The sequence below is a fragment of the Bradyrhizobium lablabi genome, assembly GCF_001440475.1.
In the GTDB taxonomy this organism is placed as follows: Bacteria; Pseudomonadota; Alphaproteobacteria; order Rhizobiales; family Xanthobacteraceae; genus Bradyrhizobium; species Bradyrhizobium lablabi.
In genome coordinates, this window is record NZ_LLYB01000084.1 from 18,368 (window position 1) to 30,977 (window position 12,610).

At 62.2% G+C, this 12,610-nt stretch carries 13 protein-coding genes; 6 read left to right on the top strand and 7 right to left on the bottom strand.

What is annotated here, in order from left to right:
- The first annotated feature begins 149 nt into the window (after positions 1–149).
- The 5 genes from bufA2 (at position 150) to CQ14_RS23550 (ending at position 3,993) form a co-directional block, all read left to right on the top strand.
- Complete coding sequence (gene bufA2, locus CQ14_RS23530; protein WP_057860235.1) at positions 150–407, top strand: BufA2 family periplasmic bufferin-type metallophore; 258 nt, start codon at positions 150–152, stop codon at positions 405–407.
- 106 nt (positions 408–513) lie between these two features.
- Positions 514–1,419: an MNIO family bufferin maturase gene (gene bufB, locus CQ14_RS23535; RefSeq protein ID WP_082650005.1), complete on the top strand. Its 906-nt coding sequence runs from the start codon at positions 514–516 to the stop codon at positions 1,417–1,419.
- The gene (locus CQ14_RS23540) at positions 1,416–2,201 is read left to right on the top strand and encodes an HvfC/BufC N-terminal domain-containing protein (RefSeq protein ID WP_057860223.1); all 786 of its coding nucleotides are present in this window, start codon (positions 1,416–1,418) and stop codon (positions 2,199–2,201) included. The genes bufB and CQ14_RS23540 overlap by 4 nt, the downstream gene beginning before the upstream one ends.
- A gap of 17 nt (positions 2,202–2,218) precedes the next feature.
- Complete coding sequence (locus CQ14_RS23545) at positions 2,219–3,007, top strand: creatininase family protein (protein ID WP_057860224.1); 789 nt, start codon at positions 2,219–2,221, stop codon at positions 3,005–3,007.
- On the top strand, positions 3,004–3,993 hold the full coding sequence (locus tag CQ14_RS23550) for a hypothetical protein (RefSeq protein WP_057860225.1): 990 nt from the start codon (positions 3,004–3,006) through the stop codon (positions 3,991–3,993). Before CQ14_RS23545 ends, CQ14_RS23550 begins: the two co-directional genes overlap by 4 nt.
- 70 nt (positions 3,994–4,063) lie before the next feature.
- On the opposite strand, the gene CQ14_RS23555 is transcribed toward CQ14_RS23550, so the two are convergent.
- The 7 genes from CQ14_RS23555 to CQ14_RS23585 form a co-directional block, all read right to left on the bottom strand.
- On the bottom strand, positions 4,064–4,762 hold the full coding sequence (locus CQ14_RS23555; protein WP_057860226.1) for an outer membrane protein: 699 nt from the start codon (positions 4,760–4,762) through the stop codon (positions 4,064–4,066).
- Between the two features lie 400 nt (positions 4,763–5,162).
- Entirely contained in the window at positions 5,163–6,191 is a 1,029-nt protein-coding gene (locus CQ14_RS23560; RefSeq protein ID WP_057860227.1) for a SphA family protein, read from the bottom strand.
- A gap of 35 nt (positions 6,192–6,226) precedes the next feature.
- Positions 6,227–7,678 carry an arylsulfatase gene (locus tag CQ14_RS23565; protein WP_245320468.1) on the bottom strand — a complete coding sequence of 484 codons (1,452 nt, stop codon included), beginning with the start codon at positions 7,676–7,678 and terminating at the stop codon, positions 6,227–6,229.
- Between the two features lie 12 nt (positions 7,679–7,690).
- Complete coding sequence (locus CQ14_RS23570) at positions 7,691–8,626, bottom strand: HlyD family secretion protein (RefSeq protein WP_057860228.1); 936 nt, start codon at positions 8,624–8,626, stop codon at positions 7,691–7,693.
- Positions 8,623–8,862, bottom strand: coding sequence for a DUF3302 domain-containing protein (locus tag CQ14_RS23575; RefSeq protein ID WP_057860229.1), 240 nt, complete (start codon positions 8,860–8,862; stop codon positions 8,623–8,625). The genes CQ14_RS23570 and CQ14_RS23575 overlap by 4 nt, the downstream gene beginning before the upstream one ends.
- A 24-nt stretch (positions 8,863–8,886) precedes the next feature.
- On the bottom strand, positions 8,887–10,386 hold the full coding sequence (locus tag CQ14_RS23580; RefSeq protein WP_199805598.1) for a DUF1254 domain-containing protein: 1,500 nt from the start codon (positions 10,384–10,386) through the stop codon (positions 8,887–8,889).
- A gap of 13 nt (positions 10,387–10,399) precedes the next feature.
- On the bottom strand, positions 10,400–11,824 hold the full coding sequence (locus CQ14_RS23585; protein ID WP_057860231.1) for a DUF1254 domain-containing protein: 1,425 nt from the start codon (positions 11,822–11,824) through the stop codon (positions 10,400–10,402).
- A gap of 257 nt (positions 11,825–12,081) precedes the next feature.
- On the opposite strand from CQ14_RS23585, the gene CQ14_RS23590 reads away from it, so the two are divergent.
- Positions 12,082–12,546, top strand: a complete 465-nt coding sequence (locus CQ14_RS23590; protein WP_057860232.1) for a hypothetical protein — start codon at positions 12,082–12,084, stop codon at positions 12,544–12,546.
- Positions 12,547–12,610: the final 64 nt, after the last annotated feature.

Below are 12,610 nucleotides of genomic sequence, written 5' to 3' on the forward strand. Positions count from 1 at the left end.
CGTTGTTTCGGCCTTTCGGCTAAAATAAAGTCGGCCTCGGGTGTAACTAAATCCGGACCCGCTACGTAGCTCTCTTCGGGTGCCGTTTGTGGGCTGGAACTGTCGCTGCTTGCGGGCGGTGCACCCTCACATTTCCTATGGAGGATACAATGAAGATGACTCCCAAATCCGGCGCCGTGCTGGCCGCCGCCGCTGCCACGCTGTTCCTGGCCGGCACCACCGTGTCCACGGTTACCTACGCTGCCGGCGAGGGCAAGTGCGTCGGCGCCAATGCCTGCAAGGGCCAGAGCGCATGCAAGGGCGGCGCGAACGCCTGCAAGGGCCAGAACGCCTGCAAGGGTCAGGGCTTCTCGGCAATGACCAAGGAAAAGTGCGACGCCGCCAAGGGTAAGTTCATGCCGTCCTAGTCACGACCTCGTCGAGGCCCGGTGTAGGCCGGGCCTCGGTTCCATGCTAGGTTGAGGGGCAGTGAGTACCGCCGCCCCGTTTGGCTCCCGTTCGAGCGGAGACGAGATGAACGTCGCAAGCAGATTGCCAGATACCGCTGCGGCCGCGCTTGCAGACCGTCCGGCGACGTCGGCCAAGCCGCCCTTTCTCGGTTTTGGTCTCGGCCTGCGCCACCAGCATTACGACGAAATCCTGGGCGGTAATCCGCCGATCGACTGGTTCGAGGTCATCAGCGAAAACTACATGCTGCCCGGCGGCCAGCCGCTGCGCACGCTCGACCGGATCTGCGAACGTTATCCCGTGGTGATGCATGGCGTGTCGATGTCGATCGCCTCGACCGCGCCGCCGAACTTCGAATACCTGCAGGCGCTGAAAGATCTCGCCCGGCGCGTCGAGCCGAAATGGGTGTCGGACCATCTGTGCTGGACCGGTGTGCACGGCAAGAACCTGCACGATTTGCTGCCGATCCCTTACACCAGAGAAGCGCTCGATCATGTCGTCAGCCGGGTGCAACTGGTGCAGGATTTTCTCGGCCGCGCCATCGTGCTCGAGAATGTCTCGACCTACGTCCAGTTCAATAATTCCGAAATGACGGAATGGGAGTTCCTGTCTGAACTGTCGCGCCGCTCCGGATGCTGGCTGCTGTTCGACGTCAACAACGTCTATGTCAGCGCCTTCAATCACGGCTACGATCCCATGACCTTCCTCAACGGCATTCCGGCGGACCGGGTGGTGCAGTTTCACATGGCCGGCCACAGCCACATGGGCACCCATATCATCGACACCCACGACCATCCGGTCTGCGAGGACGTCTGGGATCTCTATGCCGCGGCGCTGAAACGCTTCGGCCGGGTCTCGACCATGATAGAGCGCGACGACAACATTCCGCCGCTCGACGAACTCGTGCGCGAGGTTGTCAGAACCCGCGAGATGGCCGCGCAAATCTTGCCGACAGGCAGCCGCGCGGTATGAGCGACTTCGCCCGACAGCAGGCCGCATTCCAGCGCGGCATCCTCGATGGCGACGATACGGTGCTGGCTGAAATCCTCGACAGTCCGCGGGAGAAACGCGAGGCGCTGTTCGGCGTCTATCGCCATGCCTACGGCTCCCGGCTGGTCGAGGCCATGCGCAAAGACCACGAGCTGCTGCATCTTTATCTCGGCGACAATATGTTCGACGAGATGGGCTACGCCTATGTCAAGGCGCGCCCGTCCGAGAACCCGAACCTGCGCTGGTTCTCGCAAGGCCTGCCGGCGTTTTTGAAATCGACTGCGCCCTACACCGAGCATCCCGAGCTGTCCGATCTCGCCGCACTGGAAAAGGCGCTCAACGACGCCTTCGATGCCGCGGAAGGGAAAGTGGTCGAACTGACCGACATGGCGGGCTTTGCGCCCGAGGCATGGTCGGGCCTGAAATTCCAGCCGCATCCGAGCGCATCCAGGCTCGACCTCGTGACCAACGCGTCTGCGATCTGGCTCGCGCTCAAGAACGGCGAAACACCGCCGGACGCAACCACGACTGAGCGGCCCGCGCATCTTTTGATCTGGCGCCAGGACGTCACGCCGATGTTCCGCGAGCTTTCGGCGGAAGAGGCGATGATGTGGGATGAAGCCGCGAACGGCATTCCGTTCGGCGTGCTCTGCGAAATGCTCGCGACCTATGACGATCCCGACAGCGCCGCGGGCCGCGGCGCGGGCTATCTGCACGGCTGGATCACGGCAGGACTTTTAACGGACGTTTCCGTCGGCTCATGAAGAGGAGCGCTCGGCGAATGGGAAGTGACACCGGTCGCCATTTCATCGAGCGCATGCATTGGGACGACGTCGCGCGGCGCATCGGTGATGGCGCGGTGGCGATATTGCCGATCGGCGCCGCGGCCAAGCAGCACGGCTTCCACCTCCCCCTCAATACCGACCGCATTCAGGCCGAATGGCTCGCAGCCAGGATGGCGGAAAAGATCGACGCGCTGATCTGGCCGACGCTGACCTATGGCCACTACCCCGCCTTCACGGCGTATGCCGGCAGCAGCAGCCTGTCGATTTCGACCTTCGAGGCCTTTGTGCGCGAGATTGCGGGGCAGATTCTCGGCAGCGGCTGCAAGAAGCTGCTCGTGCTCAATACCGGGATCAGCACCCTGGCGCCGGTCGACCGTGCTCTGGCCCGCCTCGATGGCGAGCGGATCAGGCATTTATGGATCCACGAGGGTCCACGCTATCCTCGCGTGGCGAGGCAACTGGCCGAGCAGGGCCATGGCAGCCATGCGGATGAGTTGGAAACGTCGCTGATGCTGGCGATGGCGCCGCATCTCGTCGACATGGCGCGCGCCGAAGCCAGCCCCGCCTTGATCCGGGAGACGCCGGGCGCACTGACCCCGTCGGATCCGCATTCGCCGAATTACAGCCGCTCCGGCTGCTATGGCGATCCGACCCGGGCGACAGCGGCCAAGGGTGAAGCCTTGCTCGCCGCCATGCTCGACGATCTCCACGAGCAGGCCGCCACGTTTATCGCGCAGGCCACACCTGAGCAACGACCGGCGGTATCGCAAAGCGTGCTCCGATGAAGGCCGCCGGCGCTCTTCGCTGGACCATTGCCGCCGCAATCATCGCCGCGATGCTGGCAGGCACCGTTTCGTTCCGCGCCGACGCACAATCGGAATATATGCGCGGCGACCGCATGCCCTACGACGCGTTCGACCGGCTGCCCCGGACCGATCTTGAGGCAGGCGGCGGGACCATCCACGTCGCGTTCGCACCGGGCGACATGGCGCTGCCGAGGGAAAAACTGCTCGACTGGATCAGGATGTCGGCGCGAGCCATCACGACCTATTACGGGCGCTTTCCCGTCAGCTCGCTGCGGCTGCTGTTGGTGCCGGTCGACGGCGGGCGCATTCGCGGCGGCACGACGTGGGGCTATCGCGGCGCCGCCATTCGCATTCCGCTCGGCCGCGATTCCACCGAGGAAGTCTTACGGCGCGACTGGGTGATGGTGCACGAGATGGTGCATACCGCCCTGCCCGACATGCCCGACCGCTACGCGTGGCTGTCGGAAGGCCTCGCCGTCTACGTCGAGCCGATCGCGCGGGTGCAGGCCGGAGACCTCACGACGCAGGAAATCTGGCAGGCGATGATGCGCGACATGCCGAAGGGACTGCCGCAGGCCGGCGACCAGGGACTCGACAACACTCCCACCTGGGGACGGAAATATTGGGGCGGCGCGATGTTCTGCCTGCTCGCCGATATCGAAATCCGCAAAGCGACGAACAATCGCCTCGGCCTGCAGGACGCGATGCGCGGCGTGCTCGCCGCCGGCGGCAATCACGAGCAGGACTGGCCGATCGAGCGCATTCTTGGCACGGCCGACAAGGCCGTCGGTGTCGATGTACTCACCCGGCTTCACCGCGAAATGGGGCCAAAACCGGTGACGCCGGACCTTGCCGCGCTATGGCGCGACCTCGGATTGAAGCAGCAGGGCGAAAGCCTCGAATTCGACGACACCGCGCCGCTGGCGGCAATCCGCAGGGCAATCACTGCACCGCCGCACGCCTGACGAAGGACTTGCAAAAACATGATCCGATGATCCGGCAGCTGATCGCTGCCGGATCATCTTGAGCGAAACATTAAAAGCGATAGCTGGCGCCCACGCGCACGAGGTGCATCTCGTTGCGGAATTCAGTTCGCGTGCGGTCCTTGCCGGACAGGGAGACGCTGCCGTAATCGGCGTAGAGATATTCGCCGCGCCCGACGAAATGCTTGGTGAAAGCATATTCGATGCCGGCGCCCGCGATCAGGCCGGCCTTGACCTGTTCGTCCCAGATCATCTCCTGCACGGTGTCGCAACCCTTCTGCACCATATAGCGATAGCCATTGCCGATGCTGGCAAAGCCGACACCGACGGCGCCGTACGCCAGCAGGCGGTCGAACGCGTAGCCGGCGCGCAGGCGAGCCCCACCAAATGCGCCGAAGCTCGACACCAAGGCGCTGTCGCCAAAGATCAGTTCGTCGCGCGACGAAGAGGATTTGCCCCACTCGAACTCGCCGCCGATCACAAAGCGATTGGCAAACTGGTAGTTGTAGCCGCCATAGACGCCGACCGCGAAGCCGCTCGCCTGCCCCTCCGCATGACGGCACGCCCCGTTTCGGCAGTAATCGGCAGCCCAGGCCGCGTACCCGCCGCCGCCATAGATACCCGCATAAAAGCCAGTCCAGTTATAGGAGGGCGATGGCAGGTCCGGAACACGAAGATCGGCAGCCTTAGCCGCCGGACCTGCCAGTAAAAAGCCGCAAGCGGCAACAATCCCCCAGGAAACGAAACGCATCAACGCACCTCTTCACGCACGTACACGCAACACATGTTGCGGAACCAAGCTGAAGAGGGAACTTCGGGCGCGACGATGTTTAAGTCGGGCGGCGCTGTGTTGAAACGAGGCTATGTTTGGAACCAAACTGCGACGGCCGCCACAATGTACAACCCTTGAGCGAAGAACGTCGTTGCAGGCTACCGCCCACCACCGGCGGTTTCAGCGAGGAGGTGGTGGACCGCAGGGCGCACTCGCGAATCCAGGAAGGATGCATCCGGCCTCGCGTTCGCTTTAGCTCCGAAAGCGGACATCAGTCAGACGGATTGGCATGTCCGCTAAGGGCCCACAAGCGGAAGTTCGAGATGTGTGCTGCGTCACCTTGCGGTCAACTAACAACCCGCGTTTCTGCTGTTGTAAGTCAGTATTTGCGCTGCAGGGGCTTTGGGGCTGTCGCCTCTGGTGCCTTTGGCGATAGCGCGAATGTCAGCCAGGCGTTCCAGCCTTCGGGCCGGTGCTCAGCAGCGAATTCCTTGTACGCCTTCACGTTGACGTAGCCGTCCATGTCGCCGACCGGAAACAGAAAGCCGATCTGAGGACCGATGCCGGCGATGCGCGCGCGGAAGCCGCCGAGCGAAGCCGGCGCGCCGAAATCGTCGGTGACCTGCTGGAAGTAATAGCCGGCGACACCGAGCTGCAATTGCTTGGTGAAGAAGTGGGAGGCGCCCCAGTCGACGTGGAAGTCCATGCCGTTCTGGTACTGGGTGCTGGTGTTCTTGAAATTGTAGGTGAGGCCGGCGACTGCCGAGAATTCATTGCCGGTCTGCGGATTGAAGTAGGTGTAGCCGGCGCCGCCGTCGATCGCGCCATGACCGAGGCCGAGGTTGGCGAGGCGGCTGGGGTCATAGTCGCCGACAGGGATGTCGCCGGTACCGTAAACCATGAAGTTGTGCACGCCCTGATTCCACTTCAAGGAGACCTGCGGAATCACGTCGCCGTAGGAGGTGAGGTCCTGCGTGCGATTGATGCCGATCGTGTTTCCCAGGGGGCCGGTCAGCGACAAAGCCGCAGAACCCTCGCTCCGTCCGCTGATTCCGAACAGGCTCACGGAGGCTTGGCCCCCAAGAAACGGCGTAGCGAAAGTGTAAGTGGGGCCGAACACCACAAGATCGGCCCTGCCGGCGATGCCGACGTCGACACGGCCGCCGCGCGGGAACTGCTGCCCTGCGCCCGCCGCGACATCGGAGTGAATATAGAGCGTCGCCCATGACCAGCCCGGCACGCCCGGGGTTGCTGCGAGGCTGCCGAAATTACCAGGGAGCCAGAAGCTCACTCCCCCTTCGTCGGCCAGGGCGGCACAAGGCGTGACGGCGGCCGTCAGCCCGAACAGGCCGGCCACTGCGTATGGCCCGAGTCTGCGAATACCGCCTGCTGCGCTGGTGTTGTTCATGTTGCTCCCCTTGCTTCCGATAAAAGCAATCCCGTCTAGTGTGGCGGCGTGTACGGATCTGGCGTTCCCATCGCGATCAGCGGATGCTTCTTCGTGCTGGCTTCGAACTCGCCGACCATCTTGAGCACCGGACCGATGACCCAGCTATCGGTGATCTGCTTGTCCGTATCTTCGCGCGGATTGGTGTAGAGGTTGAAAAGGAACGGTATCGCGAGCTTCACCGGCGGCGAGACCATCGTGTCCTGCTGGTAAAAGTGGACCTTGAAGTTTTTCCACTTCACTGCCTGCAAGCGGTCCGCGCAAAAGACCAGAATTCCATCCCGCGCCGACTTCTCTGTCTTTCCGGTGAAGAAATCGGACTGGTCGACGCCGTCGATCGGCCGGTCTTTCGGCACTTCGGCGCCGGCGAGTTTCGCCAGCGTCGGGAACAGGTCGACGGCGTGAACGATCTCGTCGCTGATCCGGCCGGCCGGCATTTTTCCCGGCCAGCGGACCATGAAGGGCACGCGGATGCCGCCCTCCCAAGCGGTGAAATACTGGCCCTTCCATGGCCCGGCCCAGCCGTCCCAGGCCCTGACGAATTCCGGCCCGTTGTCGCTTGCAAATATCACGATGGTGTTGTCGCGAATGCCGAGCCGGTCGACGGCGTCGAGCATCTGGCCGACGTTGTAATCCATCTCGGCCAGCATGTCGGCCCAGTCGCCATTGCCGGTCTTGCCGGCAAAGGCCGGGTTCGGCAGCGTCGGAAGATGCGGCTGTGTGAGGGTCGCATAGGCGAAGAAGGGTTTTCGCGCTTGCGTCTGGCGTTCCATGAACGCGATCGACCGCCGCGTGATTTCGGCGTCGATTAGCCGGCGCTGTTCGAGGTCGTACACTTTCACCTCGCGGCTGTTCTCACCCTTGCGGCCCTCCATGAGCTGTTCCGGTGGCATGATCCCAGGCGAATAGCCGGGCGAGCCCGGCCACAACGCTTCATCCGTCGTCCGCGGGATGCCGTACCACTCGTCGAATCCCTGGTCGTTGGGCAAGCGGCCATTATTGCTGCCGAGGTGCCATTTGCCGTACAGCGCCGTCGCATAGCCCGCGGCCGACAACGACTCGGCCATCGTCACTTCCCATTGCGTGAGGCCGTCCGCGACGCCGCCGAACGGCACCGAGTGGGTACCCGAGCGGATCGCATAGCGCCCGGTCAGGATCGCTGATCGGCTCGGCGTGCACTGCGCTTCCATGTTCATGTTGGTGAGGCGCAGGCCCTCGCTTGCCAGTTTGTCGATGCGCGGCGTCGGTGCCCCGCGTGTCGCGCCGCCGCCGTAGACGCCCAACTCGCCATAGCCGAGATTGTCGACGAGCATGAACAGGATGTTGGGCCTGGTTTCCTGAGCCTCGGCAGCGGTGCTCCCGGCGACCGCAAAGGACATACCGAGCACAGCAGGAGCGACGCTCGCAAGCAGTGACAGGGTTTCTCTGCGGGTCGGTTTGATGAACATCGCTTCCCTCCGTCAGAACGGATTGACGTAGTTCAGGATCGCGGTCTGCCGCAGCACGACCCGCCGGATCACATGGCTTATCGCGACGTGGTCGGTGAAGATCGCCGCCAGCCCCGTGCTGCCGGCCGGCAGGCGTCGCGCCGCATCGTCATCGTCCAGCGTGATGCGAACGATGAATGGCGCCGTCTCAACATCCGTCGGCGCGACAGCAAGGCCGCTGGTCTGCGTCTGACCGCTCGCAATCGCCTGCAATATCGTCTCGACGCGGCCGGTAAAAACCACGCCCGGCAAGGTCTTGAACGTGACTTCGATCGGCTGCCCGATGGCGATGTAGCGCGTATTGATCTGGGGGATCGCCACGGCGAAAATTGTTTGTGATGTGTCGATAAAAGCCATCACCGGGGATTGTGCGGTGACGCGAGCTCCTTTGCGCAACGCCACATTGGTGACGTATCCGTCGGCAGGCGCCCGCACCGTGGTCTTGTCGAGATTCCACTTCGCGCCTTCGAGCTGCGCCTTGAGCTGGTCCACTTCCGATTCGCGCTGCTGCACGTCGAAGGCCCGGCCCGAATCGGCGCGCTGAAGCTGCGTGTATTGGCCGAGGCGCAGCTCGGCGAATTTGAGTTGCGCCTCGATTGCGTCCACCTGCGCCTGATAGGTGGTCGGGTCGATACGAAATAGGACGTCGCCTTCCTTGAGCGGCGTATTCGCCACAACAGGTACTTCAAGGACTTCTCCGGCGACCGATGGCACGACCTGCACCGAATTGCGCGCCACCACCGCCGCGCCGGAGGGGGCGCCCCATCCCATCGGAATGAACAGGCCAACGACAAGGGCGATTGCAACGATGACGGGGGAGAATTTCCAGAATCGATTGAAGGGGATCAGCCCGAGCCAGACGAACAGAGCCAGGATCGCAATGTAACCCAGCAGCAGGACGTTCATCATGGCCGTGGTTCCTGTTTTGCCGGAACATCGACGAAAGCCCAGATCAGGACGAGCGGCCAGAACACGAAGCCAAAGATCAACGTTGCCCAGCCGCCGATCGAGATCGCCTGCGCCCACGGATGTCCACGCTTGCGTGCGATCAGGCCGGGCGTCATGCCAAGTGCGACGAAGATCGCGACCACAATGGCTATGAGAATTAAGAGGACGATCCAGGCGAAGATGTCGATGAAGGGCATAACTTTCCCCGTGTGTGTCTCCAACTACGCTTGCTCGAAATCCGGCAACGGCCATGACCGGTCGAAGTAGGCTTCGGTAGGCTGGTAGAAACGGAAATACGCAAACCAGTTTTTGCCGGGAACGGTAGGAATCCAGTTCTTCTCGAATCCGGCCGGCGCCGTCGGCCCGCAAAAGATGTCCACTGAACCGTCCTTGTTCTCGCGCAGGTCCATGCGCGAGGAACGATCCGCGATCTTCTGCTCGTTCAGGATCAGCGCGCGCGTATCGACGTCGTAGAGCGTGACCGACCAGAACAGCCTGATCGGCGGATCGGGCGGAACGCGAAGACGATAAGACCTGCCGCCATCCAGCCACCCCCCGGCCTTGTCCTTGTACGCGCTGAGGTAAGCCGATGACGGTCCAGGCCGCTTGGGCGCCATCCCTGCGGCGGCGCCGACGGCCTCGTAGAACCATGACGCACGCTCGTCGAGCAGGTTCCAGAATGCGTCCGGATCATCGGCGTCCAGTTGAAGGGCGAAGTCCCAGTGGGCATCGGACCGATACCTGCCGCCCGCGAAACGCCGGTCCGCGGAGTTAGCCTTTGCCATGGCCTCTCCAACCAACGCGGCGTCGGTCAGGATTTTCGTTTGCCGTGCATCCGGCCTGAACGGCTTGCCCTTTTCCAGGCCGAGCGGCCGCAACATCGCATGGAAAAAGATGTCGTGCGGCTCGACCGGCTCCCGCTGGATCACGTCATCGAGCCGCTCCCAATACGCCATTCCGCGCGGCGGCAGGCCACTCCATGCCTTCGTGCCGACGTCGAGAATCTCCGCCTTCGGAGGATTGTCGCGTTGCGCGTAGGGATACATCTGCAACTGCGCCAGAGCCTCCTTCGCTTGCGCGGGATCTGCATCGGTCAGTCGTACACCAATAAAAATGTTGAAAGTCGGGGACTGACGGACGGTGTAGCCGGCCACGCTGTCCGGCACTTTCTGCCCGGGTGCCAGTATCAGGTACGTGCCCGGGGATTCCGTGCCCGGAATCGGTCGCTGCCAGACGTCACTGATCCCGCCTTGCACGCCACGCGTTGGGATCGCCATGATCAACGGCCCCGCAGAGAGATCGGCGAACCCGAGGTAGTACGGCGTCGTGGCATTGGCGGTCAGGACGCCGCGCCGCGCCTCAAGAGACAGGATGGCGACGATCTGTCCGTTCTGGGCGCCGAGTCCTTTCGTAACGCCGCGCTGCCACGACGCAAACGAGACCGCCGGAAGCGACCAGAGATAGGCCTGGCAGCCGCGTTGAAAATCGCGCTCGTCGTAGAGCTTCTCGACCGTTGCGTCGGTCGGGTAGCCGTTGGCGAAGTCGTGGGTGAAATCGAGCGTGCCGATGCGCGTCTCGATCTTTTGCAATGGGTTCGGCCCAGTCGATTTCACTTCCTGAGCTTGGCTAGGGTTTGCCATGCCGGCGATAGAAAGAACTCCAAGGGCAGCAGGGGCTGCGCTCGCCAGTAACGAGATCGTTTCTCGGCGATTTGGCTTCATCGCATCCTCCTGCTTAATGAGCGGCGGTCCGCTCGATGTCCGGTAGCTTCCATGTCTTGTCGAACAGAGGCTTTTCGGGGCCGTAAAAGCGGAAGAGCACTTCGAATTGTCCGCTCGGGTTCGTGGGTACCCAGTTCGAGTCCTTGCCTGGCGGAGCCATCGGTCCGAAATAGATGTCTACCGAACTGTCCGGTTTCATCTGCAAGCCCGGACTTTGTGAGCCGCGGCCGGACCTGGACATGTCGCGGATGAGGCCGTGAGTGGCGCGGTCATAGACCGTCGCCGACCAGTATTGGTTCACCGGCGCGTTCGCGGGCACGGTGAGGCGATAGCTCTTGCTGCCGTCGAGATTCTGCCCGTCCTTGTCCTTGAGGGTCATCAGATATGACTGGCCGTGCCCGAGATGCTTGGGCGTGAAGAAGGCGAAGGTGAAGGCGAGGCCGCGACTGTCGACCGGATACGCGCTCGGATCGGAGAAGCCATCCTGCGATGCCTTGAGGTAGTCCGGCATTGCCGGGAGAGCCCACCGGCTGATGTCGAAATAGGGTTTGAACATGCCCTCATATCTGATTTCCAGAAGGGCGTGGGCTTCGCGCGCGGCTGACGTCAGGATGTCGCGTGTGTTTGCATCGGGATTGAACGGCTTGCCCTTCTCGATGCCGATCGACCGGAGCATCTCGATCATCAGCTTGTCGCGCCCGAGCCATGGCTCTATCTGCACCACGCGGTCGAGCGACTGGAAGAAGCGCAGGTCATAGGGAATCGTGGAATCGTAGACGACGTCGATCGCATCGACGAATGTCGTCGCTGGCGGATTCGCCGCCTGCGAGAGCGGATACAACTTGATCCGCTTGGCATAGGCGACCGCCTTGGCGACATCGGCATCGCTGCCGCTCTTGAGAATCGAGCGCAGCAGCGCATAGCCCTGATAGTTCATCGAGGGCAAAGCAATGTAGCCGTCCGGGACAGCAGCCGAATGGTTGGGGGACAAGATCAGATATTTGCCGCCTTTGCCCTTGTCGACGCCGGCCGGCCCGACATCCTCCAGCGGCACCTGCCAGGCATCCATGACTGTGCCGTTGATCACGCCATCGTCGGCTGGTGGAATTTCCAGCACCATTGGACCGGCGTCCTTCGTGTTGAAGAACGGCATCAGATAAATCACGTCGGGATTGGGCGTGAGCGTCTGGTTCTTCCAGTCCGGCAGACGCGACCAGTAGACGATCTGATTTGGACGCCCCTTGGCGGTGCCGATCATCGCCTGCAGCATCAGGTCGAGATTAACCGCCGGCATGCCCCATATGACGGCCTCGATCGCGCGTCGCTCGATGCTGCGGCGGGCGAGGTCCTGGGCCGAGAGGGTTTGCGCCGCCGCGGTTGTGACAGGGCCGACCGTGGCCAACACCAGTGCGCCAAAGATCATTTTTGCTTTGGTCATCACATCACCTCCACCGTTCGGTGAGCGGGGCGCTCGGATAGCCTCGCTCTATCGGTCTATTGCGTCAACCTTCAATGGAAGTTTCTTTTGCGCCGCAAATTCACGCTTGAATGTCCGCGTTGGGTCAAAAGGCGATATCGTTCGACCTTAGAAACACTTCTGCTTTGCTCCCCAAGGCTGACATCATCCGGCCCGCTCGGCATGACCGTTGAGGGCCAGAGGCTGCCGTCCATAGTGGACAGGGAAGGAGTGCTCCAATGTTTAAGCCACAGAATGCTCGCCAGGAATTCGAAGCAATCTTGCGCGGGAGGGGCCTGCATGAGGATAGCGTTAACCTGATCGACGGCTGTGAGGCGTTTTTCGATTTCTACCGGGACCAGAGGCCAAGCGGACGTGTATTTGAGCAACATGAAGACGCGGATATGCTTCTTTTCCAGTGGGGGACCTTCGACTGGGGAACGGGTGAGCACTTTGCCTTCAACCTGACGCGGCAAATCATCGTGCATGAGGACGCTGAGGACCAAGACATTTGGCAATTGAGTCTGACGTTCGAGTTTGACGCCGAGGATGACCTTAGGTCGTTAGGTAATGGCAACAAATGGTGTCACTCTTTATTGGAGCTGCCAGAATTTCGAGAATATGTCCGGCGATCCTCCGCATTCACCGCCTGTGCTGAAAATCAGGTCCGGCGGACCGAGCTTGAATACGGGATCGCAGGCTGATGTCCGTTCTGGATCGATACCGTTGAAGAAGTCGGTCCGCGACCGCGGGCGCCCCCAATGCAGT

What these genes read in the sequence shown, in the direction of transcription:
- CQ14_RS23570 (WP_057860228.1), bottom strand. Translation starts at nt 8,626, where the DNA reads ATGATGAACGTCCTGCTGCTGGGTTACATTGCGATCCTGGCTCTGTTC.
- CQ14_RS23540 (WP_057860223.1), top strand. Translation starts at nt 1,416, where the DNA reads ATGAGCGACTTCGCCCGACAGCAGGCCGCATTCCAGCGCGGCATCCTC.
- CQ14_RS23580 (WP_199805598.1), bottom strand. Translation starts at nt 10,386, where the DNA reads ATGAAGCCAAATCGCCGAGAAACGATCTCGTTACTGGCGAGCGCAGCC.
- bufA2 (WP_057860235.1), top strand. Translation starts at nt 150, where the DNA reads ATGAAGATGACTCCCAAATCCGGCGCCGTGCTGGCCGCCGCCGCTGCC.
- CQ14_RS23555 (WP_057860226.1), bottom strand. Translation starts at nt 4,762, where the DNA reads ATGCGTTTCGTTTCCTGGGGGATTGTTGCCGCTTGCGGCTTTTTACTG.
- CQ14_RS23585 (WP_057860231.1), bottom strand. Translation starts at nt 11,824, where the DNA reads ATGACCAAAGCAAAAATGATCTTTGGCGCACTGGTGTTGGCCACGGTC.
- CQ14_RS23590 (WP_057860232.1), top strand. Translation starts at nt 12,082, where the DNA reads ATGTTTAAGCCACAGAATGCTCGCCAGGAATTCGAAGCAATCTTGCGC.
- CQ14_RS23550 (WP_057860225.1), top strand. Translation starts at nt 3,004, where the DNA reads ATGAAGGCCGCCGGCGCTCTTCGCTGGACCATTGCCGCCGCAATCATC.
- CQ14_RS23565 (WP_245320468.1), bottom strand. Translation starts at nt 7,678, where the DNA reads ATGTTCATCAAACCGACCCGCAGAGAAACCCTGTCACTGCTTGCGAGC.
- bufB (WP_082650005.1), top strand. Translation starts at nt 514, where the DNA reads ATGAACGTCGCAAGCAGATTGCCAGATACCGCTGCGGCCGCGCTTGCA.
- CQ14_RS23545 (WP_057860224.1), top strand. Translation starts at nt 2,219, where the DNA reads ATGGGAAGTGACACCGGTCGCCATTTCATCGAGCGCATGCATTGGGAC.
- CQ14_RS23575 (WP_057860229.1), bottom strand. Translation starts at nt 8,862, where the DNA reads ATGCCCTTCATCGACATCTTCGCCTGGATCGTCCTCTTAATTCTCATA.
- CQ14_RS23560 (WP_057860227.1), bottom strand. Translation starts at nt 6,191, where the DNA reads ATGAACAACACCAGCGCAGCAGGCGGTATTCGCAGACTCGGGCCATAC.